Source organism: Curtobacterium sp. JUb34 (assembly GCF_003755065.1).
Classification (GTDB): domain Bacteria; phylum Actinomycetota; class Actinomycetes; order Actinomycetales; family Microbacteriaceae; genus Curtobacterium.
In genome coordinates this window covers 367,796-393,135 of record NZ_RJVH01000004.1, presented here as the reverse complement: position 1 = coordinate 393,135, position 25,340 = coordinate 367,796, and the positions used below count along the sequence as shown (strand labels likewise).

Annotated in this window: 31 protein-coding genes; 22 read left to right on the top strand and 9 right to left on the bottom strand. The window is 71.8% G+C overall.

Annotated elements, in window-relative coordinates:
* Nucleotides 1-73: 73 nt before the first annotated feature.
* Complete coding sequence (locus EDF63_RS15920) at nucleotides 74-544, bottom strand: MarR family winged helix-turn-helix transcriptional regulator (RefSeq protein WP_123313961.1); 471 nt, start codon at nucleotides 542-544, stop codon at nucleotides 74-76.
* 63 nt (nucleotides 545-607) lie between these two features.
* On the opposite strand from EDF63_RS15920, the gene EDF63_RS15915 reads away from it, so the two are divergent.
* The 3 genes from EDF63_RS15915 (at nucleotide 608) to EDF63_RS15905 (ending at nucleotide 3,011) form a co-directional block, all read left to right on the top strand.
* Nucleotides 608-976 (top strand): VOC family protein, encoded by a 369-nt coding sequence (locus tag EDF63_RS15915; RefSeq protein ID WP_123313960.1) that lies wholly within the window; start codon nucleotides 608-610, stop codon nucleotides 974-976.
* A 123-nt stretch (nucleotides 977-1,099) separates the two neighbouring features.
* Entirely contained in the window at nucleotides 1,100-2,503 is a 1,404-nt protein-coding gene (locus tag EDF63_RS15910; RefSeq protein ID WP_221180575.1) for an LLM class flavin-dependent oxidoreductase, read from the top strand.
* Between the two features lie 4 nt (nucleotides 2,504-2,507).
* Complete coding sequence (locus EDF63_RS15905) at nucleotides 2,508-3,011, top strand: N-acetyltransferase (protein ID WP_123313959.1); 504 nt, start codon at nucleotides 2,508-2,510, stop codon at nucleotides 3,009-3,011.
* Between the two features lie 3 nt (nucleotides 3,012-3,014).
* On the opposite strand, the gene EDF63_RS15900 is transcribed toward EDF63_RS15905, so the two are convergent.
* Together EDF63_RS15900 and EDF63_RS15895 are read right to left on the bottom strand one after the other, a co-directional pair.
* Complete coding sequence (locus EDF63_RS15900; RefSeq protein ID WP_123313958.1) at nucleotides 3,015-3,602, bottom strand: VOC family protein; 588 nt, start codon at nucleotides 3,600-3,602, stop codon at nucleotides 3,015-3,017.
* 116 nt (nucleotides 3,603-3,718) lie between these two features.
* Nucleotides 3,719-4,474: an SGNH/GDSL hydrolase family protein gene (locus EDF63_RS15895; RefSeq protein ID WP_260233134.1), complete on the bottom strand. Its 756-nt coding sequence runs from the start codon at nucleotides 4,472-4,474 to the stop codon at nucleotides 3,719-3,721.
* A 173-nt stretch (nucleotides 4,475-4,647) separates the two neighbouring features.
* Between EDF63_RS15895 and EDF63_RS15890 the strand changes: the two genes are divergently transcribed.
* From EDF63_RS15890 to EDF63_RS15865, 6 genes are all read left to right on the top strand, one after another.
* Nucleotides 4,648-6,207 carry an NCS1 family nucleobase:cation symporter-1 gene (locus tag EDF63_RS15890; RefSeq protein WP_123313957.1) on the top strand — a complete coding sequence of 520 codons (1,560 nt, stop codon included), beginning with the start codon at nucleotides 4,648-4,650 and terminating at the stop codon, nucleotides 6,205-6,207.
* Between the two features lie 64 nt (nucleotides 6,208-6,271).
* A complete protein-coding gene (locus EDF63_RS15885) occupies nucleotides 6,272-7,036 on the top strand; it encodes an aspartate/glutamate racemase family protein (protein WP_123313956.1) in 765 nt (254 codons plus the stop codon).
* Nucleotides 7,033-8,457: an allantoinase AllB gene (gene allB / locus EDF63_RS15880; RefSeq protein ID WP_123313955.1), complete on the top strand. Its 1,425-nt coding sequence runs from the start codon at nucleotides 7,033-7,035 to the stop codon at nucleotides 8,455-8,457. Before EDF63_RS15885 ends, allB begins: the two co-directional genes overlap by 4 nt.
* 43 nt (nucleotides 8,458-8,500) lie before the next feature.
* Nucleotides 8,501-9,748 carry an alanine--glyoxylate aminotransferase family protein gene (locus EDF63_RS15875; protein WP_123313954.1) on the top strand — a complete coding sequence of 416 codons (1,248 nt, stop codon included), beginning with the start codon at nucleotides 8,501-8,503 and terminating at the stop codon, nucleotides 9,746-9,748.
* A complete protein-coding gene (locus tag EDF63_RS15870; RefSeq protein ID WP_123313953.1) occupies nucleotides 9,745-11,004 on the top strand; it encodes an allantoate amidohydrolase in 1,260 nt (419 codons plus the stop codon). Before EDF63_RS15875 ends, EDF63_RS15870 begins: the two co-directional genes overlap by 4 nt.
* On the top strand, nucleotides 11,001-11,834 hold the full coding sequence (locus EDF63_RS15865; protein WP_111084374.1) for a MurR/RpiR family transcriptional regulator: 834 nt from the start codon (nucleotides 11,001-11,003) through the stop codon (nucleotides 11,832-11,834). Before EDF63_RS15870 ends, EDF63_RS15865 begins: the two co-directional genes overlap by 4 nt.
* Here the strand turns inward: EDF63_RS15865 and EDF63_RS15860 are convergent.
* Together EDF63_RS15860 and EDF63_RS15855 are read right to left on the bottom strand one after the other, a co-directional pair.
* Complete coding sequence (locus EDF63_RS15860) at nucleotides 11,801-12,298, bottom strand: SRPBCC family protein (protein ID WP_123313952.1); 498 nt, start codon at nucleotides 12,296-12,298, stop codon at nucleotides 11,801-11,803. The two genes, EDF63_RS15865 and EDF63_RS15860, sit on opposite strands and share 34 nt — an antisense overlap.
* A complete protein-coding gene (locus EDF63_RS15855; RefSeq protein ID WP_123313951.1) occupies nucleotides 12,295-12,870 on the bottom strand; it encodes a GNAT family N-acetyltransferase in 576 nt (191 codons plus the stop codon). Before EDF63_RS15855 ends, EDF63_RS15860 begins: the two co-directional genes overlap by 4 nt.
* A gap of 44 nt (nucleotides 12,871-12,914) precedes the next feature.
* On the opposite strand from EDF63_RS15855, the gene EDF63_RS15850 reads away from it, so the two are divergent.
* The 4 genes from EDF63_RS15850 to epsC all read left to right on the top strand — a co-directional run bounded on the left by EDF63_RS15850 (nucleotide 12,915) and on the right by epsC (nucleotide 16,717).
* The gene (locus EDF63_RS15850) at nucleotides 12,915-13,952 is read left to right on the top strand and encodes a dipeptidase (RefSeq protein ID WP_123313950.1); all 1,038 of its coding nucleotides are present in this window, start codon (nucleotides 12,915-12,917) and stop codon (nucleotides 13,950-13,952) included.
* A 78-nt stretch (nucleotides 13,953-14,030) separates the two neighbouring features.
* Nucleotides 14,031-15,134, top strand: coding sequence for a YhcG family protein (locus tag EDF63_RS15845; RefSeq protein ID WP_123313949.1), 1,104 nt, complete (start codon nucleotides 14,031-14,033; stop codon nucleotides 15,132-15,134).
* 63 nt (nucleotides 15,135-15,197) lie between these two features.
* Nucleotides 15,198-16,136: a cysteine synthase A gene (gene cysK / locus EDF63_RS15840; protein WP_123313948.1), complete on the top strand. Its 939-nt coding sequence runs from the start codon at nucleotides 15,198-15,200 to the stop codon at nucleotides 16,134-16,136.
* The gene (gene epsC, locus EDF63_RS15835) at nucleotides 16,133-16,717 is read left to right on the top strand and encodes a serine O-acetyltransferase EpsC (RefSeq protein ID WP_260233133.1); all 585 of its coding nucleotides are present in this window, start codon (nucleotides 16,133-16,135) and stop codon (nucleotides 16,715-16,717) included. Before cysK ends, epsC begins: the two co-directional genes overlap by 4 nt.
* Nucleotides 16,718-16,773: 56 nt before the next feature.
* Here epsC and EDF63_RS15830 read toward each other — a convergent pair whose 3' ends face one another.
* Nucleotides 16,774-17,073, bottom strand: a complete 300-nt coding sequence (locus tag EDF63_RS15830; protein WP_243649928.1) for an excalibur calcium-binding domain-containing protein — start codon at nucleotides 17,071-17,073, stop codon at nucleotides 16,774-16,776.
* 155 nt (nucleotides 17,074-17,228) lie between these two features.
* Between EDF63_RS15830 and EDF63_RS15825 the strand changes: the two genes are divergently transcribed.
* Nucleotides 17,229-17,618, top strand: coding sequence for an MmcQ/YjbR family DNA-binding protein (locus tag EDF63_RS15825; RefSeq protein ID WP_123313946.1), 390 nt, complete (start codon nucleotides 17,229-17,231; stop codon nucleotides 17,616-17,618).
* Here EDF63_RS15825 and EDF63_RS15820 read toward each other — a convergent pair whose 3' ends face one another.
* Entirely contained in the window at nucleotides 17,619-18,248 is a 630-nt protein-coding gene (locus tag EDF63_RS15820; protein ID WP_123313945.1) for an MOSC domain-containing protein, read from the bottom strand.
* 104 nt (nucleotides 18,249-18,352) lie between these two features.
* Between EDF63_RS15820 and EDF63_RS18760 the strand changes: the two genes are divergently transcribed.
* From EDF63_RS18760 to EDF63_RS15795, 6 genes are all read left to right on the top strand, one after another.
* Nucleotides 18,353-18,523: a hypothetical protein gene (locus EDF63_RS18760; protein WP_185021469.1), complete on the top strand. Its 171-nt coding sequence runs from the start codon at nucleotides 18,353-18,355 to the stop codon at nucleotides 18,521-18,523.
* 9 nt (nucleotides 18,524-18,532) lie between these two features.
* Nucleotides 18,533-19,087, top strand: coding sequence for an RNA polymerase sigma factor (locus EDF63_RS15815; RefSeq protein ID WP_123313944.1), 555 nt, complete (start codon nucleotides 18,533-18,535; stop codon nucleotides 19,085-19,087).
* Nucleotides 19,084-19,701, top strand: coding sequence for a hypothetical protein (locus EDF63_RS15810; protein ID WP_148061799.1), 618 nt, complete (start codon nucleotides 19,084-19,086; stop codon nucleotides 19,699-19,701). Before EDF63_RS15815 ends, EDF63_RS15810 begins: the two co-directional genes overlap by 4 nt.
* Nucleotides 19,698-20,006, top strand: a complete 309-nt coding sequence (locus tag EDF63_RS15805) for a hypothetical protein (RefSeq protein ID WP_123313942.1) — start codon at nucleotides 19,698-19,700, stop codon at nucleotides 20,004-20,006. The genes EDF63_RS15810 and EDF63_RS15805 overlap by 4 nt, the downstream gene beginning before the upstream one ends.
* Before the next feature lie 122 nt (nucleotides 20,007-20,128).
* Nucleotides 20,129-21,109 (top strand): AraC family transcriptional regulator, encoded by a 981-nt coding sequence (locus tag EDF63_RS15800; RefSeq protein ID WP_185021468.1) that lies wholly within the window; start codon nucleotides 20,129-20,131, stop codon nucleotides 21,107-21,109.
* 23 nt (nucleotides 21,110-21,132) lie between these two features.
* Nucleotides 21,133-22,035 (top strand): helix-turn-helix transcriptional regulator, encoded by a 903-nt coding sequence (locus EDF63_RS15795; protein ID WP_123313940.1) that lies wholly within the window; start codon nucleotides 21,133-21,135, stop codon nucleotides 22,033-22,035.
* A gap of 23 nt (nucleotides 22,036-22,058) precedes the next feature.
* Here the strand turns inward: EDF63_RS15795 and EDF63_RS15790 are convergent, their stop codons facing one another.
* Nucleotides 22,059-22,601 (bottom strand): hypothetical protein, encoded by a 543-nt coding sequence (locus EDF63_RS15790; protein WP_123313939.1) that lies wholly within the window; start codon nucleotides 22,599-22,601, stop codon nucleotides 22,059-22,061.
* Between the two features lie 258 nt (nucleotides 22,602-22,859).
* Between EDF63_RS15790 and EDF63_RS15785 the strand changes: the two genes are divergently transcribed.
* Together EDF63_RS15785 and EDF63_RS15780 are read left to right on the top strand one after the other, a co-directional pair.
* Nucleotides 22,860-24,137 carry an NAD(P)/FAD-dependent oxidoreductase gene (locus EDF63_RS15785; protein WP_123313938.1) on the top strand — a complete coding sequence of 426 codons (1,278 nt, stop codon included), beginning with the start codon at nucleotides 22,860-22,862 and terminating at the stop codon, nucleotides 24,135-24,137.
* A gap of 19 nt (nucleotides 24,138-24,156) precedes the next feature.
* Nucleotides 24,157-24,867, top strand: coding sequence for a hypothetical protein (locus tag EDF63_RS15780; protein WP_123313937.1), 711 nt, complete (start codon nucleotides 24,157-24,159; stop codon nucleotides 24,865-24,867).
* 23 nt (nucleotides 24,868-24,890) lie between these two features.
* Here the strand turns inward: EDF63_RS15780 and EDF63_RS15775 are convergent, their stop codons facing one another.
* Nucleotides 24,891-25,250 carry a UBP-type zinc finger domain-containing protein gene (locus tag EDF63_RS15775; RefSeq protein WP_123313936.1) on the bottom strand — a complete coding sequence of 120 codons (360 nt, stop codon included), beginning with the start codon at nucleotides 25,248-25,250 and terminating at the stop codon, nucleotides 24,891-24,893.
* Between the last annotated feature and the right edge of the window lie 90 nt (nucleotides 25,251-25,340).

Genomic DNA, 25,340 nt, shown 5'->3' with positions numbered 1-25,340 from the left:
GCATATATGTCAATAACCGACACGCTGGAATACTGAGGTTGCGTACAACATGTTCAGTCCGGGGTCCAAACGGTCACGAGGTGGTACGAAGTGCGCGGACCATGCTGCGCAATGCCCCCCGCGCCGCCGCCTGCTCCTCGTCGGACAGCCCGCCGAGCATGCGGACCTCGACACCGCGGACGGCTGCACTCGCCCGCTCGAGGCTCGTGCGGCCGCTCGCCGTCAGTCGTGTCGGGAGTGCCTTGCCGACCGGCGCCTCGGTGGCCCGCGTCACGAAGCCGTCCCGTTCCAGCGCCTGCAGCAGCACGTTCATCGACTGCCGGGTGACGAACGCGCCGCGCGCGAGCTCGGAGTTCGACAGCCCGGGCCGCTGCGCCAGGAGTTCGAGGCACGAGTAGTGCGTCATCGTCATGCCGAGCGGGCGCAGCACCCCCTCCATCGCGGCGCGGAGCGCGCTCGCGGCCTCCTTCAGCAGGTATCCGAGGGACGTCTCGAGGTCGATGACGTCGCTGCCGTCGCTGTCGTCGCTGTCGTCTTGACTCATGTCAGTAGTCTGACATAGGTTGAGCCGTGTCAGAAGACTGACACAACAAAGAAGGAGCACCACATGCCCGTCACCGGCCCCGACTTCATCTCCCTGCAGACCCGCGACCTGGCGGCGTCGCAGGCGTTCTACGAGCAGTACCTCGGTCTCGTCCGCTCCCAGGCCGGCCCGCCGCACGCCGTCGTCTTCGAGACGACGCCCATCGCCTTCGCGCTGCGGGACATCGTCCCCGGCACCGACCTCGGCACGGTCGCGCAACCGGGCATCGGGGCGGCGATCTGGCTCCACGCCACCGACGTGCAGGCCATCCACGACGCACTCGCGGCCGACGGTCACACGATCGTCTCGGCGCCGATCGACGGCCCCTTCGGCCGCACGTTCACGTTCGCCGACCCGGACGGCTACCAGGTCACGCTGCACGACCGCGCCTGAGTCGCGGCCGGCGCACCGCCGCACGACACCAGCGCGTCGACAGCCGGCCGTCGACAGTCGCGGGCCGTCACGCTTCGTCACGATGCATGACGGAAGCAGGAGCCGCACGTAGCGTCGCCAGGCGTGACCAGCAGCAGCGAGCCCCGGCAGATCCGCTTCAACGCGTTCGACATGAACTGCGTCGCGCACCAGTCCTCCGGACTGTGGCGGCACCCGCGTGACCGATCGCGGGACTACCGCGACCTGACCTACTGGACCGACCTGGCGAAGACGCTCGAGGGCGGCGCGTTCGACGGCATCTTCATCGCCGACGTCCTGGGGACGTACGACGTCTACGGCGACTCGAACGAGGCCGCGCTCCGCACTGGCTCGCAGGTGCCCGTGAACGACCCGATCCTGCTGGTGTCGGCGATGGCCTCGGTGACCGAGCACCTGGGCTTCGGCATCACGGCGGGGACGGCGTACGAGCACCCGTACCCGTTCGCCCGGCGCATCTCCACCCTCGACCACCTGACCAAGGGGCGGGTCGGCTGGAACGTCGTCACCGGCTACCTGCCGAGTGCCGCGCGCAACATGGGGCAGACCGACCAGCTGTCGCACGACGACCGGTACGACGTGGCCGACGAGTACCTCGAGGTCCTCTACAAGCTGTGGGAGGGCTCGTGGGAGGACGACGCGGTCGTCGCCGACCGCGAGTCCGGCGTCTTCACCGACCCGGCGAAGGTGCACCCGATCGAACACCACGGCACGCACTTCGACGTGCCGGGCATCCACCTGTCCGAGCCGTCGGTGCAGCGGTCGCCCGTCATCTACCAGGCGGGCGCGTCGCCGCGCGGCATCCGCTTCGCGGCGGAGAACGCCGAGGCGGTCTTCGTGGGCGCCCCGACCGTCGAGCAGCTCGCGTCGACCATCGCGAAGGTGCGTGACGCCCTGGAGGCAGCTGGTCGCGACCGGTACGCCGCCCGCGTCTACACACTGCTCACCGTGATCACGGACGCCACCGACGAGCTGGCACAGGCGAAGTACGAGGACTACCTGTCGTACGCGTCGGAGCTCGGCGCGCTGGTGCTCAACTCCGGGTGGATGGGCGTCGACCTGTCGCAGTGGGACCTCGACGAGCCCCTCGGCGACGTCGAGTCGAACGCGATCCAGTCGGCGGCGACCAACATCGCGGCGGCGACGGGTGAGGACGGCAGTTCGTGGACGATCCGCGACCTCGCCCGGCACACGGCGATCGGTGGACTCGGTCCGGTCGCGGTCGGCGGGGGAGCGACCATCGCCGACCGGCTGCAGGAGATCCAGGAGCTGACCGACGTCGACGGGTTCAACCTGGCGTACGCGGTGACGCCGGGCACGTGGGAGGACGTCATCGAGTTCGTCATCCCGGAACTCCGGGCCCGCGGCGCGTACCCGACCGGCTACGAGCCCGGGTCGCTGCGGCACAAGCTGCACGGCCGCGGGGACCGGTTGCCCGACGAGCACCGTGGGGCGTCGTTCAGGATCGGCAGCAGCGCGGTCGTAGGCTGATCGGGTGATCGAACCGTCCGTGTCCGTGCGTCCAGCGGCCCCGGACGAGGTGTCGGCCTGCGTCGACCTGTGGGTCGCAGCGGTCGCGGCGCGGGACGGCGTGCCGGAGTCCGATGCCGTGCGAGCCCGCGCGGCGTCGAAGTTCGCCGTGCCGCGGGTCGCCCTCGTCGTCGCGGCGGGAGCGGCCGACACGATCGACGGGTTCGCGCTCGTGACGACTCCGGGCACCGGCCGGTCGACCGACCCGGACGACGCCGCGTACCTCTCCCTGCTCGCCGTCCGTCCGGACGTGCAGGCGCGGGGCGTCGGCCGCGCGCTCCTGGCTGCGTCGGTCGACGCGGCGTCGGCTGCGGGACACCCCGCGGTGGTCCTGCACGCGCTCGCCGGCAACGAGCGGGCGTTGCGGCTCTACGAAGCCGGCGGGTTCCGGGCGGACGGGGTCGAGTTCCCGCACGCCCTCACCGGCAAGCCGACGCGGACGTACATCGCGACGGGCTCGGTGCGCTGACCCTCAGACGCGCCACTTGCGTCGCGGGGCGTGGTCCTCGTACGACTGCCTGCTCGGGTAGGTGATCAGCTCGATCGTCGACCCCCACGGGGTCCCGACGTAGACGAACCGGTTGCCGTACCCACCCTCGTTGCCGCCCAGGTCCCGTGGGTCGGCGTAGCGCTGCCCCCCGGCGGTCTCCAGGTGCGACAGCGCGTGGTCGATGTCGTCGACGTAGAACGCGACGTGCTGCCAGCCGATGTCGCTCGCCCGGGCTGCCGGGCGTTGATCGGGACCGTGGTACTCGAAGAGCTCGAGGCCCGGGCCGTTGGGCAGCGCGAGCATCCGCAGCGCACCCTGAGCCATCGTCTTCGGGATGCCGAGCCGGCGCTGCACGTCCGGTTCGCCGCGGAGCGGTTCGCTCCGGAGGAACCGGTCGTAGAGCGGGACCGCGTCGAGTCCGAGGACGAAGAAGTCGGTCGCCTGGTCGATGTCGGGCACGGTGAGGCCGATGTGGTCGATGCCGTGCGCGGTGCTGGGGGTGCCCGTCGGGGTGCTGACGGTCGGGGTGCGTGTCGCGGTGGTGCCGGATGGGCGTGGCGCAGTGGTCATGGTGCCGTCTCCCCTGAGTTCGGCTCGGACGTGATCCACCCGAGTAGAACCGGTGCGCCGGGTGACGACAAGCGGACTGCGGCGAGCGTGCGGAGAACCGCCGTGATCCTGCGTGATCAGCCGACCGCGGTCCACTCCGGGTAGGTTGCCGACCGGCCGTCGCCCGACGACCGCCTGGTGATGCGGCGCTGCACCCAGGGCAGGACGTGCTCGCGGTAGTAGCGGAGTTCCTCGGCGAGCCGGGCCCGGCCGGTCGGCTCCGACACCGGCTCGGCGGGCAGGGGGCCGTCCCCGATCGCGTGCAGGGCGAGGTCGGCGACGCGCTGGTGGCCGGTGCCGTTCATGTGCAGCCGGTCCTCGGACCAGAACTCCGCGCGGCGCAGGTGCGGATCGCGGGACACGTCGACGAAGGGCAGGTCGTACCGGCGGGCGAGGTCGGCGAGGGCATCGGCCCAGGCGTCGCCGCGCGCGTTGATGAGGTGTCCCAGCGGGAGCCGGGCGCTCGGGTCGGCCGGGCTGAGCAGCGCTAGGTGGACGCCGCGGTCGAGGATCGTCCTGACCGCTTCCTCGAGCGGGGCGACGAGGGCACGGGCGTCGAACCGCGGCCGCAGCAGGTCGTTGCCGCCGGCGCAGAAGGTGATGAGGGTCGGCGTGGGGTCGAGCGCCAGCGCGGCGTCGAGCTGGTCGTCGAGGACCCCGGCGAGCAGGCGCCCGCGGACGGCGAGGTTGGCGTACCGGACGTCGGCGTCGTGCGCTCGGGCCATGCCGCTCGCGAGTCGGCCGGTCCAGCCGGGGAACGGTACGACACCGGCGTCGCCGAGGCCCTCCGAGAAGCTGTCGCCGATCGCGACGTAGCGGATGGTGTCAGGCATGCGGCCATCATCATGCACACACCTGTGCACGTTCTGGTTCGGAACGAGCGTTTCAGGACCGCGTCCACGACACACGACCGTTACACGAGGGAAACGGCGGGCGCGAAGAGGCTCCCTAGCTTCTGTGGTGGAGGCGATCACCGCCTCCGCACCCCACTCCCTCGGAGGACGCCATGGCTACCGATCTCGCGACACCCGTCGCAGCGCCCCACGCCCCCACCACGACCGCCGCACCCGCAGGTGCCGGCGTCGTCAAGCCCGGGTACGACCCGGCGCTCACGAACGAGGACCTCGCCCCGCTGCGCAAGCAGAGCTGGACGAGCTACAACTTCTTCGCGTTCTGGATGTCCGACGTGCACTCGGTCGGCGGCTACGTCACCGCCGGCTCGCTCTTCGCGCTGGGCATCGCGAGCTGGCAGGTGCTCATCGCCCTGGTGGTCGGCATCCTGATCGTCCAGGTCTTCGCCAACCTCGTCGCCAAGCCCTCCCAGCGCACCGGGGTGCCGTACCCGGTGATCAACCGAGCGGTGTTCGGGGTGCTCGGCGCGAACGTCCCGGCGATCATCCGTGGTCTCATCGCGATGGCCTGGTACGGCGTGCAGACGTTCCTGGCCGCGCAGTCGCTCAACATCATCTTCCTGAAGTTCATCCCCGCCTCGGCCGGATTGCTCGAGCACTCGTTCCTGGGGCTGTCGGCGCTCGGCTGGATCTCGTACGCGATCCTGTGGGTCGCGCAGGGCGCCCTGTTCTGGATGGGCATGGAAGCCATCAAGAAGTTCATCGACTGGGCGGGCCCGGCGGTGTACGTCGTGATGATCGCGCTGGCGATCTACCTCGTCAGCCAGGCCGGCATCGGCAACATCTCGTTCACGCTGTCGGTGGGGGAGCCGCTGTCCTTCGGGGCGTCCATCCCGGTCATGCTGTCCGCGGTCGCCCTGGTGGTCAGCTACTTCTCCGGCCCGATGCTCAACTTCGGTGACTTCTCGCGCTACGGCAGGTCGTTCCGGTCGGTCAAGCGCGGCAACTTCTGGGGCCTGCCGATCAACTTCCTGTTCTTCTCGGTGCTCACCGTGCTGTGCGCGAGTGCGACGGTGCCGGTGTTCGGCAAGCTCATCACCGACCCGATCGAGACGGTGCAGGCGATCGGCGCCCCGTTCGCGATCCTGCTCGGCGGTCTGACCTTCGTCACCGCGACGGTCGGCATCAACATCGTCGCGAACTTCATCAGCCCCGCGTTCGACTTCTCGAACGTCGCGCCGCGCAAGATCTCGTGGCGAGCCGGTGGCATGATCGCGGCGGTCGGCTCCGTGCTGCTGACCCCGTGGAACTGGTACGGCAACGACCAGGCCATCCTGTACACGCTCGGCGTGCTCGGTGCCCTGATCGGACCGCTGTTCGGCATCCTGATCGCCGGGTACTACATCGTCGGGAAGCAGCGGATCGCCGTCGACGACATGTACACGAAGGACACCTCGGCCCGGTACTGGTACCGCGGCGGCTTCAACCCCAACGCCATCGGCACCCTCGTCGTCACCGGTGTGGTCTCGGTCGCCAGCGCGGTCCTGCCGCCGGCCCTCGGGATCCTGCCCGGGCTGAACAACTACAGCTGGTTCATCGGCTGCGGCCTGGGACTCGTGGTCTTCTGGGCCCTCGAGCGGGTCCGGCCGAGCATGCCGGAACTCGCTGCGGACGACCCGACGGTCGACGACGGCGCCGCCGTCGGACGAGCCTGAGACGCCCCGCGACCCACGCACCACCAGTGACACCCGCACCGCCCGCACCACCGGAAGGACCCCGATGCGCATCCGCGTCGTCAACCCGAACACCACCGCCTCGATGACCCGCTCGATCGGCGTCGCCGCCACCGCGGTCGCCGGGCCGGGCACCATCGTCGAGGCGGTGAACCCCACGATGGGCCCGGCGTCGATCGAGAGCCACTACGAAGAGGCGCTCGCGGTGCCGGGGCTCCTCGAGCAGATCGCGCTCGGGGAGCAGGACGGCGTGGACGCCTACGTCGTCGCCTGCTTCGGCGACCCCGGGCTCGACGCGGCGCGGGAACTCGCCACCGGGCCGGTCATCGGGATCGCGGAGGCGGGCTTCCACGCAGCGGCGATGCTCGGGCGCCGGTTCGGCGTCGTGACGACCCTGGCCCGGACGACGGGACGGGCCCACGAGCTCGCCGAGCGCTACGGCTTCGCCCCGCTCGTCACCGAGATCCGGGCGTGCGAGGTCGCGGTGCTCGAACTCGACGACCCCGCCTCCGGTGCGCGCGCCCTGGTGATCGAGGAGTGCCGGGCCGTCATCGCCGGCGGAGCCGACGCGGTCGTGCTCGGCTGCGCGGGGATGGCGGACTTCTGTGCCGAGGTCTCGCGGGCGATCGGTGCGCCGGTCGTCGACGGCGTCGCCGCAGCGACCGTGCTCGCCGAGTCGCTCGTGCGGCTCGGGCTCGCGACGGGCAAGCACGGCGAGTACGCCACCCCGCCGACGAAGGCGATGTCGGGTCTGCTGGCGGGCTTCGAACGCCGGCCGGCGGCGGGCGCGACGGTTGGGGCGGGCGCATGACGGGCCTCCCGGTCGACGCCCGGACCGACGCCGACGCCCGCGCCGACACCGTCGCGGACCTCGTCCTGCGCGCGGACCGCGCGTGGATCGACGGAGCGTTCCGCTCCGCGGCGGTCGTCGTGCGCGACGGTCGCGTCGACGACGTCCTGCCGGCCGACGCCGTGGTCCGGACGCGCGAGGACCGCACCGTGCCGAACGGCCAGGTCCTGCTGCCCGGCCTCGTCGACACGCACGTGCACGTCAACGAACCCGGCCGCACCGAGTGGGAGGGGTTCGCGTCCGCGACGCGGGCCGCTGCGCTCGGCGGGGTCACGACGATCATCGACATGCCGCTCAACTCGATCCCCGCGACGACGACGATCGAAGCGCTCGCCGTGAAGCGCGCGAGTGCCGAGGGGCGGGTCGCCGTCGACGTCGGGTTCTGGGGCGGAGCCGTGCCGGACAACGCCGGCTCGCTCGGCGCACTGCACGACGCCGGCGTCTTCGGGTTCAAGTGCTTCACCGCGCCGTCCGGGGTCGACGAGTTCCCGCACCTCGACGCCGACCAGCTGCGCGCCGCGATCGAGGAGGTCGCCCGGATCGACGCCCTGCTCATCGTGCACGCCGAGGATCCGGAGTTCCTCGTCGACCACGACGCGCTCGGCGGTCACTACGAGGACTTCCTCGCCACCCGCCCGGTCGACGCGGAGCGGTCCGCGATCGCCCGGGTCATCGACGGCGCGCGGGCCACCGGCGCCCGGGTCCACGTCCTGCACCTGTCCGACGCCGGAGCGATCCCGATGATCCGTGCCGCGAAGGACGACGGCGTCCGGATCACGGTCGAGACCTGCCCGCACTACCTCTCGTTCGAGTCCGGGACGATCCCGGACGGCGCGACGGAGTACAAGTGCTGCCCGCCGATCCGCGACGACGCGAACCGGGACGCCCTGTGGGCGGGCGTGCTCGACGGCACGATCGACATGGTCGTGTCGGACCACTCGCCGTCGACCGCCGACCTCAAGGTCGACGACTGGGGCCTCGCCTGGGGCGGGATCGCCGGTCTGCAGGTCGGGTTCCGGGCCGTCTGGACCGAGGCCCTCCGTCGCGGCGTCCCGCTCGAGGCGCTGCTGCCGCTGTTCACCACCGGTCCGGCAGCGCTCGTCGGCTTCGCCGACCGCGGGGTCATCGCCCCCGGTGCGCTCGCCCACTTCGCCGTGTTCGACCCGTCCGCCACGGCGGTCATCGACGTGGCCGGCCTCGCCCACCGCAACCCGGTGTCCGCGTTCGCCGGCCTGGAGGCCCGGGGGCGCGTCACCGAGACCTGGTTGCGCGGGCGCGTGGTGGCGTCCACCGCCTCCGGCGTCACGGCCGTCGAGGGGCAGCTCGTCGACCGTCCGGGCCGCGTCCCCGAGACCGCTGCCGTCACTGAAACACGTCTGTAACGATCGTTCCGGTACGCTCGTTTCCGGAACGGAAGGACCCACCATGCACCCCGTGAACCCGCCAGCCCGCCTCCTGATGGGCCCCGGCCCGATCACCGCCGACCCGCGCGTGCTCCGCGCCCTGTCGACCCCGCTCGTCGGGCAGTACGACCCGTGGATGACCTCCGCCATGAACGACACCCAGGAGCTGTACCGCGGTGTGTTCGGCACCGCGAACGAGGCCACCGTGCTCGTCGACGGCACTTCGCGCGCCGGGATCGAGGCGGTGCTCGTGTCGCTCCTCGCACCGGGGGACCGCGTGCTCGTGCCGGTGTTCGGCCGGTTCGGGCACCTGCTCGCCGAGATCGCCGGCCGTGCCGGGGCCGAGGTCCACACCATCGAGACCGCGTGGGGTCAGGTGTTCACGCCGACCGCGATCGAGGACGCCATCGTCCGCGTCCGACCGAAGGTGCTGGCGATCGTGCAGGGCGACACGTCCACGACGATGAACCAGCCGCTCGACGAACTGGGCGCGATCTGCGAGCGGCACGGCGTGCTGTTCTACACCGACGCGACGGCGACCGTCGGCGGCAACCCGCTCGAGGTCGACGCCTGGGGCATCGACGCCGTCAGCGCCGGACTGCAGAAGTGCCTCGGCGGCCCCTCCGGCAGCGCGCCGGTCACCGTCTCGCCGCGGGCGACCGCGGTGCTCGACGAGCGCCGCAGTGTCGAGGCCGGCATCCGCGAACCCGGTGACGACGTCGCCGACGAGCCGATCCGCTCGAACTACCTCGACCTCGCGATGATCCTGGACTACTGGGGTCCGCGGCGGCTGAACCACCACACCGAGGCCGCCTCGATGCTCTACGCCGCCAACGAGTGCGCCCGCATCCTGCTCGACGAAGGGGTCGAGCAGTCGATCGCACGCCACGAGCTCGCGGGGCGCGCGATGCTGCAGGGCGTGCAGGCGCTCGGGCTCGGGGTGTTCGGTGACGTCGCGCACAAGATGCACAACGTCGTCGCGGTGGAGATCCCGTCCGACGTCGTCGGCGACCAGGTGCGGGCATCGATGCTCGACGACCACGGCATCGAGATCGGAACCTCGTTCGGACCGCTGCACGGCAAGGTCTGGCGCATCGGCACCATGGGCTACAACGCCCGCAAGGACACCGTGGTGACGACGCTCGCCGCCCTCGAGCACGCACTCCGCCGGGCCGGGCACGCCGTCCCGCACGGTGGTGGGGTCGACGCCGCGCTGGACCTCTACCGGGACAGCACCGTCTCCGGTGCGCCGGTCGGGGTGACGGCATGAACGCGGCCCCGGTCGTGAGCGCCACCGCGCTCGGCACCGCGGACGCCGAGCTCGTGGCGCGGTGGTGCGACGAGCTCGCCCTGGTGACCGAGGAGACCGGCCGGATCACCCGCGTGTACCTGTCGCCCGAGCACGCGCGCGTCAACGCGATCGTCGCCGGGTGGATGCAGGACGCCGGACTCAGCACCTGGCAGGACGCCGCCGGCAACCTGCACGGACGGGTCGACGGCGCGACGCCCGACGCCCCCGTGCTGCTGCTCGGCTCGCACCTGGACACCGTGGTGGACGCCGGCCGGTACGACGGCATCGTCGGGGTCCTGATGGCCGTCCGCACCGCCGCTCGGCTGACGGCTGCGGGACCGCTGCCCGTCGCGCTCGAGGTGATCGCGTTCTCCGACGAAGAGGGGACCCGGTTCGGCAAGGCCCTGCTCGGGTCGTCCGCCGTCGCCGGGGTGTGGGACGAGTCCTGGTGGGACCTGGCGGACGGCGACGGCGTCACCCTGCGCGAGGCCTTCACCCGGTTCGGGCTCGACCCGTCCCGCGTCGGTGACGCCGCGGCGGACCCGATGACGCTCGCCGGGTACCTCGAGGCGCACATCGAGCAGGGCCCGTACCTCGAGCAGGCCGGTCAGGCGCTCGGTGTGGTCACGAGCATCGCGAGCGCCCGACGGTTCTCGGTCGAGGCCGTCGGTGAGGCACGGCACGCCGGCGGCACCCCGTACGAGCGTCGCCACGACGCCCTGCTCGCCGCGGCCGAGGCGGCCCTGGCCGTCGAGCGGATCTGCCGCGCGTCGCACCACGTCGGCACCGTCGGCACGATGACCGTCGAACCCGGCGCCGTGAACGTGGTCCCCGGGCTCGCGCGGTTCTCGGTGGACCTGCGCGGCGAGTTCGACGACGGCCGCGACGCGGTCTGGGACGAGCTCACGAAGGCGTTCTCGCTGATCGGCGAACGGCGCGGGGTCAGTGTCACCCCGACCGAGGTGCACCGGGCGCCGGCGGTGTTCTGCGCGCCGCGGCTGATGGACGCCGTCCGCGCCGGCATCGAGTCCACCGGCGAGACCGCCCCGATGGAGCTGTTCTCGCGGGCAGGACACGACGCCATGTCGCTCGGGCTCGTCACCGACGTCGCGATGCTGTTCCTCCGCAACCCGGACGGCATCAGCCACCACCCGGACGAGTTCGTCTCGACGCCCGACATCGCGCTCGGGTTGGACGCGCTCGCCCTCGCGGTGGACCGGGTGGCCCGGGCATGAGCACCGCCGGACCCGACGTCCGCGCCCGCATCGACTCCGTCTGGGAGCAGCTCTCGCCCGCCGAACGACGCGTCGCCGCGATGGTCCGGCACGACCCGGAACTCCTGCTCGTCGGCACCTCGGCCGAGCTCGCCGCCGAGTCGGGCACGTCGAAGGCGACGGTGTCCCGGCTCGTCCGGTCGCTCGGGTTCCAGGACGCGGCCGAGGTCCGGCAGAACCTGATGTCCGCACGCGGCTCCGGCCTGCCGTGGGTGGCGGAGGACGCCGCCCACGTCGACCAGCGCGCGGTCGAGGCGCGCAACCTCGACGCCGCCTTCGCCTCGCTTGCCCGCGCCGATCGTCCGCGACTCGCGCGGCGCATCGTCCGTGCCCGCCGTGTGCTCGTGTTCGGGGAGCGTGGCGCCTACCCGGTGGCGCTGCAGCTCCGCGCGCAGCTCGCCCAGGTCCGCTCCGACGTCCGGGTCGGTCCGGCGCCGGGGCAGCGGCTCGGAGAAGAGGTCGCCGACCTCGACCGTCGTGACCTCGTCGTCCTGGTGACCGTGCGCCGCCACACCGCGGGGGTCGACCGGATCGTGCGGCACTGCGTGTCGACCGGCGCCGACGTCGTCGTGCTGGGCGACCCGACCGCCGCCGTCATCGCGGCACCGGCGAACACCGCGATCCTGTGCCCGGTCGACTCACCGGCGGCGTTCGACTCGATGGCGGCCCTGTTCGCGGTCGTCGCGGCCATCGCGAACGACGTGTACGAAGCCTCAGGGCCGGCCGGCCGCGCGCGGGTCGACGCGGTGGCGAGTGCCTACGACGCGCTGGGGGAGCTCGCAGCGCCCTGACCGTCGTGGCCGTCGGCGTGCAGTTCGGCGGCGAGCGACGCGTTCCGCTCCCGGATGAGCCGCGGCAGGTAGCGCTCGAGCGCGACGACCTCGGCCAGCGGACCGAGCGGGCCGAACGGTGCGCGGAACGCGATGGTGTCGACCATGCGCGTGCCGCCGGCCGACGGCTCGAACCGGTGCTCGTGGTGGAACCGGGCGAACGGCCCACGCACCTGTTCGTCGACGAACCGGTGCGGAGCCTCCAGAGCGGTGATCTCACTCGTCATCCGCCAGACGATCCCGAAGTGCCGCGCGCGCCAGGTGACGGACTCGCCCAGGCCGATCGTGCCGGAGGTCGTGCCGGCGACGGCGCGTTCGTCGGTCGCGGCCATCGACCGCTCGTGCGCGCCGATGTCGAGCGACAGCGCGAACGCGCGCTCGGGCGGGGCAGCGAGTTCGGTGACGACCCGGAACGACACCGTCACGACGCGGGCCAGTCCGTCGGCGTCGAGCGGTCGTCATCGCGCAGAGCAGCCGCGATGAGCTGGTCGTGGCGTCGTCCGCGGTGGAACACGCCGGACCGGAGCCGCCCCTCGTAGCGGAGCCCGAGCCGCTGCGCGATCGCCGCGGACGGGGCGTTCGTCGCGATCGCCCGCCACTGCACGCGGACGAGCCCGAGTCCGTCGGGAGACGACGCGAACGCCCACGCCAGGACGGCGGCTGCGGCCTCGGTCACGAAGCCGTGGCCGCGACCGTCCGGGTGCACGGCGTAGCCGACCTCGGCCGCGCCGTCGACGAACCCGAACAGTCCGATCGTCCCGAGCAGTCGGAGGTCGTCGGCCCGCCGGATGCCGAACTCGTAGCGGGAGTCCGTGGACCAGCCCGCGCGCACGACGTCGGTGATCCAGTGGTGCGCTTCGGCGTGGCCGTACGGCACCGGTACCGGTGTGTACGCGACGACGTCGGGGTCGTTCGCGTACGCGATGACGTCCTCGGTGTCGGCGGGCAGCGGCACGGACAGCACCAGGCGATCGGTCCGGAGGGTCACGGGGTCCACGTGCCGAGCCTAGCCACGGGCGGGTGCGCGGTAGCGTCGGGGACATGACGTTCGACGCGATCCCGTTCCCGGTCATCGACGGCCACAACGACCTGCCGTGGGAGCGCCGCGAGACGCACGACTCCGGGGTCGAGGGCATCGACACCGAGGTCGACTCGCTGCACACCGACCTGCCGAAGCTCCGTGCCGGTGGGGTCGTCGGGCAGTTCTGGTCGGTCTTCGTCCCCGCCGACGAGCCGGACCCGGTGCGGACCACGCTGCAGCAGATCGACCTGGCGCACCGGATCATCGAGCGGTACCCGGACTCGCTCGTCCTGGCTCGGACGGCGTCCGAGGTGCTGGCAGCCGTCGAGTCCGGCCGGATCGCGTCGCTGCTCGGCGCCGAGGGCGGCCACTCCATCGGGGACGACCTGGGGGTGCTGCGCGACTTCGCCCGACTCGGCGTCCGCTACATGACCCTCACGCACAACGACGACACCCCGTGGGCCGACTCGGCGACGGGATCGCGTCCGCACGGCGGGCTGACCGACCGCGGCCGCCAGGTGGTCGCCGAGATGGAGCGCATCGGCATGCTCGTCGACCTGTCGCACACCGCCCCCGCGACCATGCGGGACACCCTCGACGTCGCCACGCAGCCCGTCGTCTTCAGCCACTCGTCCACCGTCGCCGTCGACGACCACCCGCGGAACGTGCCGGACGACGTGCTGGCCCGGCTGTCGGACAACGGAGGGCTCGTGATGATCACGTTCGTGCCGAAGTTCGTCTCGCGCGCCTGGGCGGACTGGGAGGACGCCGGCTCGGTGGGGGAACCACCGCTCGTGACCGTGTCGGACGTGGCGGACCACGTCGAGCACGCCCGTGACGTCGCCGGTGCGGCGCACATCGGCCTCGGTGGCGACTACGACGGCACCCCGGTGCTGCCGCCGGACCTGCGCGACGTGTCGCGGTACCCGGTGCTCGCCGCCGAGCTGCAGCGGCGCGGGTGGGGAGCGGATGACCTGCGGGCGCTCGCCGGGGGCAACGTGCTGCGGGTCCTCGAGGCGACCGACGAGCGGTTCGCGCGGACGGCGTTCGTGCGCTGACCCTGGCCATGTGCCCTCACACGTGACGTCCATACCGATTCGTGGACGGCGCGTGCCAGCAGCCCCCACGATCGGCGGATGACTGATGGATCGACGCTCCCGGCCGAGTACGAACACACGTTTCGAGTGATCCGCGAACAGGTGACTACGACGCGGCATCGCGTGCAGCTGGCAGCGAACGCGCAACTGGTGCACCTGTACTGGTCGATCGGCACGGTCCTGCTCGAGCGGTCGAAGAGCGGGCAGTGGGGGAGCGGTGTCCTGAACCGGCTCGCCGACGATCTACGAAGCGAGTTCCCGTCGATGAAGGGGCTGTCGGCGACGAACCTCAAGTACATGCGGCAGTTCGCGGCGGCCTGGCCTGAGGAAGCATCAATTGGTCCACAGCTTGTGGACCAATTGCCGTGGGGGCACATCCGTGCTCTGCTCCCAGTGGCGGAGCCTGATCGCAGGGCTCGGTACGCAGTAGCTGCGGTTCAGGGCAGCTGGTCGCGCAGCGCGCTCGTGCACAACCTGCGAACCCGTGTCCTGGAGCGCAGCGGGACTCCGCCAACGAACTTCAGTCGTCTCCTGGACGAAGACGGTGCCGATCTGGCTCGGCAGATGACCCGGGACCCGTACGTGCTCGACTTCCTCGCCGTCGACGGCGACCTCGACGAGCGAAAGCTCGAGCGCGCACTGGTGCAGCGGATCGAGGAAACCCTCCGCGAGTTCGGCACGGGTTTCGCATTCGTCGGGCGACAGGTGCACTTCGACGTCGACGGCAACGACTTCTTCGTCGATCTCCTCTTCTTCCACGTCGAGCAGCTCCGGTACGTCGTCGTGGAACTCAAGACCGGGGAGTTCCGGCCGGACAACATCGGGCAGCTCTCGTTCTACGTTGCCCTCGTCGACGACAGACTGCGTCGCGACACTCACGCGGCGACGGTCGGTCTGTTGCTGGTCGCAGGCAAGAACGACGCGGTCGTCCGCTACTCGCTCGGTACGTCGAGCGCGCCGGTCGGCGTCTCGTCGTACGAGTTCCTGCCTGCGGAGATCCAGCGAGCGCTGCCTTCGGAGGCGCAACTCCGACGAGCGCTGCGGCCGACGGAGGACGCTCAGCCGGAGGTGGGGGAGCGCGGCGGCCGGTCTGGTGGGCGGGCGCGCGGCAGTGGACAGGAGCACGCCGGGTCCGGTCGCTAGGATCGGGCGCACACCGCGCCTCCAGGATGTGGGACGCGACCTGACCCGAAGAGGACGGACCAGATGAGCGGCACCATCTACGACAACATCTCCCAGGCGTTCGGCAACACCCCGCTCGTCAAGCTGAACCGGCTGCCGAAGGCGGGCGGCGCCGAGGTGCTCGCCAAGCTCGAGTTCTACAACCCCGGCGCCAGCGTGAAGGACCGCCTCGGCGTCGCGATCATCGACGCGGCCGAGCAGTCCGGCGACCTCCAGCCGGGCGGCACCATCGTCGAGGGGTCGTCGGGCAACACCGGCATCGCCCTCGCGCTCGTCGGCGCGGCCCGCGGCTACAAGGTGGTCATCACGATGCCGGAGACGATGAGCGTCGAGCGTCGCGCGGTGATGCGCGCCTACGGTGCGGAGATCGTGCTCACCCCGGGTCCCGAGGGCATGAAGGGCGCGGTCGAGCGAGCTGCCGCGATCGTCGACGAGACCCCCGGCGCGATCCTCGCCCACCAGTTCGAGACCGCCGCGAACGCCGCGATCCACCGGAAGACCACGGCGGAGGAGATCCTTCGCGACACCGAGGAGCACGTCGACGTGTTCGTCGCGGGTGTCGGGACCGGTGGCACGATCACCGGTGTCGGTCAGGTGCTCAAGGAGCGCGTGCCCGGCGTGCAGATCGTCGCGGTCGAGCCGAAGGACTCCCCGCTCCTGACCGAGGGCAAGGCCGGACCGCACAAGATCGCGGGGATCGGCGCGAACTTCATCCCCGAGGTCCTCGACCAGTCCGTCATCGACGAGGTGTTCGACGTCGAGCTCGACGACGCCCTGCGCGTGGCGCGGGCGCTCGCGACCGACGAGGGCATCCTCGCCGGCATCTCCTCCGGTGCGATCATCCACGCCGCGATCGAGATCGCCGCCCGGCCCGAGAACGCCGGCAAGCGCATCGTCGCGATCGTCTGCGACACCGGGGAGCGCTACCTGTCGACGGTGCTCTTCGAGGGACTCACTGCGTGAGTCGTCCCGTCCGACGAGGCGTGCTGCGGACGGTCCGGGAGGACCTGGCCGCAGCACGCCGCGGCGACCCCGCCGCCCGTGGTGACCTCGAGAACGCGATCGTCTACTCCGGGCTGCACGCCATCTGGGCCTACCGTCTGACGCACCGGCTCTGGACGGCCAGCAGTCTGCCCGGATCGCGGTTCGTCGCACGGGTCATCGGCCAGGCGGCACGGTCCGTGACCGGCATCGAGATCCACCCCGGCGCCCGCATCGGTCGGCGGTTCTTCATCGACCACGGCATGGGCGTCGTGATCGGGGCGACCGCGGTGATCGGGGACGACGTCGTGCTGTTCCACGGGGTGACCCTCGGCGGACGCGGCGGGGACCACGGCCCGGGGGCCCGACGGCACCCGGTGGTGGGCGACCGGGTCGTGCTCGGCGCGGGATCCTCGCTGATCGGGGCGATCACCATCGGACAGGACTCCGTCGTGGGCGCGAACACCGTGGTGACGAAGGACGTCCCTGCCGGCTCGGTCGTCACCGGGGTCGCCGGGACCGCCCGTCCGAGGTCCGGGCACGAGGGCGTGCCGACGCTCTGAACGCCCCGTCGCGGTGACGGGGCGTCCGAGGGCCAGTGCTTCGGCGCGTCAGCGCGTCAGCTCTTCTCGCAGGCGATGCCGTCGGCGTCGCGGTCCATCTTCTTGTTCGCCTTGTACAGGGCGTCGTCCTTCTTCACCGTCCCCTTGAGGGCGCGGTAGGTCACCTTGCCATTCGAAGTGACCTTGTTCTTCGTGACCGACTTCTTCGCGATGCCGCCCGAGTACACCTTGTGCACCGCGGTGCAGTTGGCGTAGGTCTTCGGTGCCGCCTGCGCGGTGGAGGCCCCACCGACGACGACGGTGGTGGCGAGGACGGCGGTGGCGGCGGCGATGCCGAGGGTACGGATGATGCGCACGGGTTCCCCCTGGAAGGAGTGGGTGATCGCCGGAGCGACCGCCGCGTCGGGTACGCGGCGAGCTGATCCTACGATGTGAACGACGCTCACGACATGCCCCCGAACAGGTCCGCTCCGTCCGTTGCGGTGTCGGGCGTCTCGGGCATGCTGGGTGCATGGACGGCGCGCAGCTGCACGAGACCGCGAGTCGCACCGCGATGGGCCTGCCCGCGGTGTTCGAGACCGAACCCTTCGGCGAGGGCGCCGTCGTCTACAAGGTCGTCGACAAGATGTTCGTGATGACGAGCGAGCTCCGGGGTGTGCCCATCGTCAACCTGAAGTGCGCACCACCGCACGGCGCCGCCCTCGTCCGCGACCACACCGAGATCACACCGGGGTGGCACATGAACAAGCGGCACTGGATCACGCTCGCGCCCGGGGACGGCATCGACGAGACCCTGGTCGAGGACCTCGTCGCGAACGCCTACGACCTGGTCGTCGCCGGGCTGCCCCGAGCGAAGCGGCCCCTCGACCCGACACGCGGCGGAGACCGAGCGGGCGGCTGATCAGGAGCGGGCGAGCGCCTTCGAGACGTCCCGGACCACCTTCGGCGCCAGCCGCTCGCCGGACTCGAGCACGGCACGGGCGCGCTCGGGCGTGAGACCCGCGAAGACCTCGCCGATCGTCACCCCGTGCGCTGGCCGGTGGGTCACCACGACCGGGTCGCCCGCTGCCACCGGACCGGACTTCACGACCCGCAGGTACGCGCCCGGCCGCCCTTCCTCGGTGAAGCGCCGGACCCACTTGTCGACGCCCATCCGCCGCGCGAACGTGCCGCACGGGATCCGCGGGATCGTCACCTCGAGCTCCAGCGTCTCGCCGATGCGCCACCGCTCGCCCGTGACGGCCCCGGTGACGTCGACGCCCGTGGTCCGCAGGTTCTCGCCGAACAGGCCCGGCGGGATCTCGCGCCCCAGCGACGCGGCGAAGTACTCGGCGTCCTCGTCCGCGTAGGCGTACACGGCCTGGTCCTCACCGCCGTGGTGCTTCCGGTCGGCCTGGACGTCGGCGTAGAGCCCCAGCGGCCGGACCCGGACCTTCCCCGCGACCGGACGCTTGTCGATGGCGGTGACGCCGATCGTGCCGGAATCGGGGAGCAGACGGTCGACGCGGCAGACGGCGGTGACGAGCGACATGCCTCCAACTCTGGCGCAAGTCCGTCGGCAGGTGTGACGAACCGCCGGTCCGGTGCGTCACACCGGTGAGGGACCGTGCCCGATGGTCCGACCGAGGAGTTCCCATGCTCGACGACGACATCGTTGCCGTCCGCCTGACGTCGCACGGCAGGCACGCACCGACGCACGGTCTGGCGCTGGTGCGGATCCGCTCGCTCAGCGCCCGACCGGTCGGGCCGCTGCGCGTCGTCCCCGTCCGGAAGCGCGTCCAGCGGAACACCATCCACCACCAGTAGAAGGAAAGCGTGCACCACCAGTCCCTCGCCGAGCTCGACGACGCGGTCCTCGCCGGCCGGTCGTCCGATGGCGACGTCCGGGCCTTCGAGGTCCTGATCCGCCGCTACACACCGCTCCTGCGCGCCTACGCCCGTCGGACCCTGGGGTCGACCGACGAACTCGACGACGTCGTGCAGGAGACCTTCATCACCGCCTGGGACCGTCTTGACCGTCTCGAGGACCACGCCAAGGTGAAGTCCTGGCTGATGCGGATCCTCAGCCGGAAGTGCCTGGACCGCATCCGGGCCCGACGGTTCCACGACGACGTCACCGAACTCGAGGTAGCCGCACCCGCCGCCGACGCCCCGGACCGGGTCGCCGAGGCTCGCTCACGCGAGGAAGCGGCGGAGACGGCGCTCGCCGAACTGCCCGAAGCCCAACGACGCTGCTGGATCATGAAGGAGGTGCTCGAGTACAGCTACGACGACATCGCCGCCGAACTCGACCTGCCTCCGTCGACGGTCCGCGGACTCCTGTCCCGAGCGAGGAAGAACATGATCCGACTCATGGAGGGATGGCGATGAGCGACCTCGACGCACTCGAACCCGACGACCTCGACGGCCACTCCATCGACGAGCTCGCCGACTACCTGGACGCCGGGATGCAGCCGCCGGACCCGAGCATCGACGGCTCACCCGCGTGCCAGAACGCCCTGGCGGCGATCCTGCGGGTGCGGCACGCGTCGCTCGGATCGCTCGAGGCCGCGGCCCGCGACGAGGCCCCGGCCGACGAGTCGTGGATCGGCGGCGTGCTCGCCAACATCTCCCTGGAGTCTCGCTCCGGGCGCGACGTGCCCCTCCGCCCGCAGTCCGAGTCGGAGCGCCCGGTGATGACCGAGGGCGCGATCCGATCGCTGATCCGCCGGACCGGCGACGGTGTGCCGGGCGTGCTCGTCGCTCGGTGCCGGCTCGACGGCGACGTCACCGAACTCGCCGCACCGATCCGCGTGGTCGTCGAGGTCGCGATCGTCTCCGGCCCGTCGATCGTCGCGACGGCGGACCTGGTCCGGACCGGTGTCGCCCAGGCGCTGGCGGAGCAGACCGACCTGCTCGTCGAGGCCGTCGACGTGGTGGTGCGCGACCTGCTCGAACCGGATCCCGACACCGACACCGACACCGACACCGAGGAGACCCGATGAGCTCCGACGACGACACCCTCGCCGCGGTCGAACAGGCCGTGGTCGGCGTCCCCGGCGTCACCGACCTCTACCGTGCGCGCCCGACCGTGGCGAGCACCGTCAGCGCCGTCCGTGGCATCGCGTCCAGCGCGACCCCCGCACGCGTCGTCGTGGACGACGGCGTCCTGCGCGTCGTCATCGGCACCGACGGGTACCGGCCCGCGCCGGAGGTGGCCCGTGCGGTGCACGACGTCGCCCTCGCGGCGGCGTCGGCGCATGGCCTGGCACTCACGCGGGTCGACGTGCGGGTCGCGCGGGTGGGGTGAACCCGGCTCACTGACGGACGGGAGGCCCGTGGCGCCAGCGTGACGGGCCTCCCGTCCGACACGCGGTCGCCGCTCACGCCCCGATGTGGACGAGAATGGCGGGTGAGGACGGGAGGCCGAGCATGTACCTCCCGTTCGCGCGTCGCGAGGACGGCCGGTTCCCCGGCCGGAGCGTCTCGACCGTCGAGAGCCGTTCGCTCGGTTCGGTCAGCGTGACGAAGACCCGTGCCCCCGCACCCGGTGACCCCGACGAGTTCGGGTACGTCGACCCGGGCGACGCCGTCGTGTGGGCCTTCATCGTGTCCGGTCGGATCCGCGTCCGTCGGTCGTCGAGCGAGACGGTGAACGACGCGGGCACGCTCAGCGTGGACCGCATGCAGCGGATCCAGGAGTTCAGCGTCAGTCCCGGGTTCTCGGCGGTGTCGGTGCGGATGGACCGGTCGTCGCTGCACCTGCGCGGCAGTGAGCTCGACGCCCTGACCGACGGCGTCTTCCCCCTGACCTCGGGCGTCCCGGTGATGATCGCCTCGGTCGCCACGAACGTGCTGCGTTCCGACCTGGGGAACGGGCACGACACCGCCAGCGAGGCCGCGGCGGCGCAGGCGCTCATCGCACTCGCGAACGGCTTCGCCATCGACGCGACCGTCCGGCAGGTGCCGCCCGACGCCGCCCGGTTGGCGCTCCGGACCCGTGCACGACGCCACATCGACCTGTACTCCGGCGACCCGACCCTCACCGTCGAGTCGCTGGCGAACGCCATGCAGGTCTCGCCGCGCACTCTGCAGAAGGCGTTCGAGCACGACGCACCCGGACCCGGCCGCCTCATCGCCGAGACCCGTCTGGCGAACGCCGCCGCGATGCTGCGCGACGGGGATCTGGCCGAGCACGTCGGCCTCGACGCCGTCGGGCGGCGCGCGGGCTTCGGTTCGGCGTCGTCGTTCAGCCGTGCGTTCCGAGCGCACCACGGCGTCACGCCCCGCGAGTTCCGGGCGGCGGCTGCGCAATCCGCGCAGGCCGTCTGTGCAGAGCGCGAACACCATGCCGAGGTGTTCACGGGGGCGCGGGACGATCGACGCAAGCGATCGGCCGTGACCGGGCCCTGATCGCCCGAGCGTCCGGAGGTGCGATGTCGTCCACACAGCCCGGCCAGCAGCGGCTTCCCGCCCCTCGGCGTGCTGCGACCACGTCCGGTGCATCGCGCGTCGGCGAGTACCTCCGTGCCCGTCGTGACGTCACCCAGCCCGAGGACGTCGGGCTTCCGCGAGAGGCGAACCGCCGCGTCAGCGGGCTGCGGCGGGAAGAGGTCGCGGCCCTCGCCGGGATCAGCGCCGAGTACTACCTCCGGCTCGAGCAGGGCCGTGACCACCAGCCCTCGGAGCAGGTGATCGTCTGTCTCGGTCGGGCCCTGGGCCTCGACGAGCACGCTCTCACCCACCTCCGCCGACTCGCGCGTCCCGCCGTGCGGGCAGCGCGTCCCACCAGACCAGCAGCGGACGACCCCGCGGTGCAGCGACTCCTGGCGCGGCGCAACGACGTGCCGGCGTTCGTCGTCGACGACCGGATGGACGTCGTCGCCGGTACGGCCCTCGCCGCCGCCCTCAGCCCGAGCATGCGGAGCGGTGCGAACCGGCTGCTGCGGATGTTCACCGTCGTCGACCGCACCACCTACCCGGAGTGGCACCGCCGGGCGCAGGAGATGGTCGCGGTGTTCCGGATGCGGGCCGACCTCGAGGACCCCCGCACCCAGGAGATCGTGGGTCGACTGTCGATCCGTGATCCCGAGTTCGCCGCGATGTGGGCCCGGCACGACGTGCACGTCTACACGTCGGGTACCTGCTTCGAGCACGTCGAGCCCTTCGGCGTCCTCGAGTTCGAGTGGGAGGGACTCGTCATCCCCGGTCGCGAGGGGTTGACGCTCAACACCCTCTACGCCCCGGCCGGGTCCCGCGGGGCCGCGGTGCTCGCGTACATGGTCGAGGCGCCACCGCGGTCGATCGACCCCGCGACCCCGGCGGTCGGCGTCGCGTAGCCACGGTGGGTCCTCCTGGATCGTCAGCGCTCTCCGGCCGCGTACTCCACCAGGCGCGCGAACGCATCACGTTCCGTCGGGTCGTCGGCGGGCCGCCACAGCAGCATCCGCAGTGCGAAGTCGTCCGGGATCAGCAGCTCCTGGAACACCATCGTGATCGGACCGACGAACGGCTGCACGAACCGCACGGCCGCGCTCCGGGCCGGGCGTCGGGCGTCGTGCGCCCAGGCCCTGGCGAAGGAGACGCTCTGCGACGACAGCTCACCGACGAGCCGTCGGAAGCCGTCGTCCTCCTCGTGCTGTTCCAGCGAGTCCCGGAGCATTGCCGCGATCTGTCCCGACGCGTCCAGCCACTCCGGTGACTCGTCGTCCGTGACCGAGTCGAGGAACGTGTAGCGCGCGATGTTCACGGACGGGTGGAACGCCCCGCTCAGGGCGCGAGCGAGCGGGTTCGACACCACGACGGTGAGGTGGCGGTCGGTCACCACCGCCGGCAGGCACCCGATCGCGGCCACCAGCTCGCGGACACCGCGGGGCGCGACGCCTCCGGCACCGTTGCGGCTCATACCGTCACGCTAGCGGCGCGGCAGCCGCCCAGGGTGGCCCTTCGAGGACCACTGGTGATCGACGGCGGCACGCCGGGGTGGCCCGGAGCGCGATCCCGGGGCCGGTCACGGCCGGACGACGCCGGACCGGGGCACGGCCGGACCCTGACAGGGCCAGGTGCGACGCCGTCGCAGTCCGTACCGTGCTGTCAGGTCACCGGGACGCCCGTCGGCGCCCAGCTGGCGGCCGTTCCTCGTCCCACCGCACCGGGAGGATCCATGGAGCCCCACGTCGAACCCGCCGACCGGGTGCCGTCCCGACGCGTCCGTGTGTACGGCCGCGAGTTCGACGCCGACGCGTACGCCGTGCGGGACTTCCTGTCGCGGTCCGTCGTGCACTTCGACTGGGTGCCGCTGCGGGACGACGCGCACGCGGTGTCGGTCGCCGGTGCTCCGCTCGACGCCGCCCGGCTGCCGGTCGTGGTGTTCCCCGACGGCACCCGGCTCGCAGCGCCGACGGTGCGGGAGATCGCCGACCGACTCGGCTGGGTCCACGCGCCCCGTCGGGCGGAGTACGACCTGTCGATCTACGGTGCCGGTCCCGCCGGGCTGTCCGCCGCTGTCTACGCGGCGTCCGAGGGCCTGGACGTCGTCCTGCTGGAGCGGGACGCCGTCGGCGGGCAGGCGGGGTCCAGCAGCCTCATCGAGAACTACCTCGGCTTCCCGGAGGGCGTCGCCGGCGCGGAACTCGCCGAGCGGGCCCGCGAACAGGCCGTCCGGTTCGGCGCAGAGGTCCTCGTCATGCGCGAGGGCGTGCACGGCGTCTTCCACGACGGCCGCATCCACGCCGACCTCGCCGACGGCGGCCACGTCGTCGCCCGGGCGAACATCTGCGCGACCGGGGTTGAGTGGCGACGGCTGGGGCTGCCGCGGGAGCGCGACCTGCTCGGCCGCGGCGTCTACTACGGAGCCGGCACGAGCGAGGCCGACGGGTGCGTGGGCGAACAGGTCTTCGTGGTCGGCGGCGCGAACTCGGCGGGGCAGGCCGCCATGAACCTCTCCCGGTCCGCCGCGCACGTCACCATGCTGGTCCGGGGGTCCTCGTTGTCCGCGACCATGTCCGAGTACCTGAGCGCCCGGATCGAGGCCGCGCCGAACGTGTCGGTCCGGACCGACACCCGGGTGACCGGCCTGGTCGGGGACACCCGGTTGTCCTCGATCGAGGTCACCGCGGGCGACGGCACGACCACGGAGCTCGCCGCCACGCGCCTCTTCATCTGCATCGGCGGCGAACCCGACACGACGTGGGCGGCGGACACTCCGATGGTCCGCGACCGCCTCGGCTACCTCGTCACCGGTCCCGACCTGGACGTGGTCCCGCAGTCGCTCCGGGACTGGCCGCTGCGCCGGCGTCCGTACTACCTCGAGACCAACGTCCCCGGCTCGTTCGCCGCCGGCGACGTGCGCGCGGGGTCCGTGAAACGCGTCGCGGCGGCGGTCGGAGAGGGCGCGATGGCCGTCACCTTCGTGCACCGCCACCTCGCAGCATCCGACTGAACGACGAGGAGACCCGCCGATGCCCGACGACGTCGAACCCCCGCAGCTGCCGACCGCGTCCGAGTCGGTCACCCACCTGGACCGGCCGACCGCGTTCTTCAACGCGCTGCTGACCGAGCAGTTCGTGCTGGAGAGTGCCCGGAGCATCACCGTGAGCGAGTCCAGCAGCCGGTCGTCGCTGTACCTCACGACGCTCTCCAGCTCGCTCGTGGCGTTCGGCTTCCTCGCCCACACGCCGTTCGCGCTCGGGTTCCTCGGGGCGATCATCCCGGTGATCGTCCTGCTCGGCGTCTTCACCTACGAACGGCTCGTGGAGACGGCGCTGGAGGACGTCGCGGCGCTCGCTGCGATGCAGCGCATCCGTCGGTACTACGGCCGGCTCCTGCCCGAGGCGGACACGTACTTCACGATGCCCCGGGGACGGCACGCGGCGAACGAGCTCCTCGACATCGGGCGGGCCCCGTCGTGGTACCGGTTGCTGTTCACGATGTCCTCCGCGGTCGCCGTGGTGAACTCCATCGTGGCGGGCGCGGGGATCGCGATCCTCGTCGACCAGCTCGGAGCCGACGACCCGGCGTCGATCGTCTGGGGGATCGGGTCGTCCGTGGTGCTGGCCGTGGCGCACCTGGCGTACCAGGTGCACGCGTACGGGACGGTGCACGAGCTCATCGCCCGGTCGGAGGCCCTGGACGCGCGCGATGCACGCGACGCACGCGACGCGCGGAGCTGAGGCGCGGCCGACGGCTCCGGGCGTCAGCCGCGGTCGGCGAGCTGCTGCATCCAGTCGGACGGCAGCCGTTCGGCGGGTCCGGGGACCGACTGGGTGCTCGGGTGCGCCTGCGGGTCGGCCAGACGCGGGCCGTCCACGAAGTCCTGCGACACGAAGTCCCAGAACCAGTCCTCGCCCGGTTCGAACGACTGCATGACCTCGTGACCCGTGGTGGCGAAGTGCGCCGTCGCGTGCCGGTTCAGCGAGTCGTCGCAGCACCCGACGTGTCCGCAGGCGGCGCACCGTCGCAGGTGCACCCACCAGGAGCCCGACGCGTCGCACTCGACGCACCCGCTACCGGACGGCGGCACGGACACCGTGATCATCTTCGCGAGGTCGCTCATCCCTGCACCATGCCCTGATCCGTGTCGGAACGCGAGAGTCGTTCGACCCGATCCTGCCCTGACGCGCCGGGGAGGAGTCAAACGGCGCTG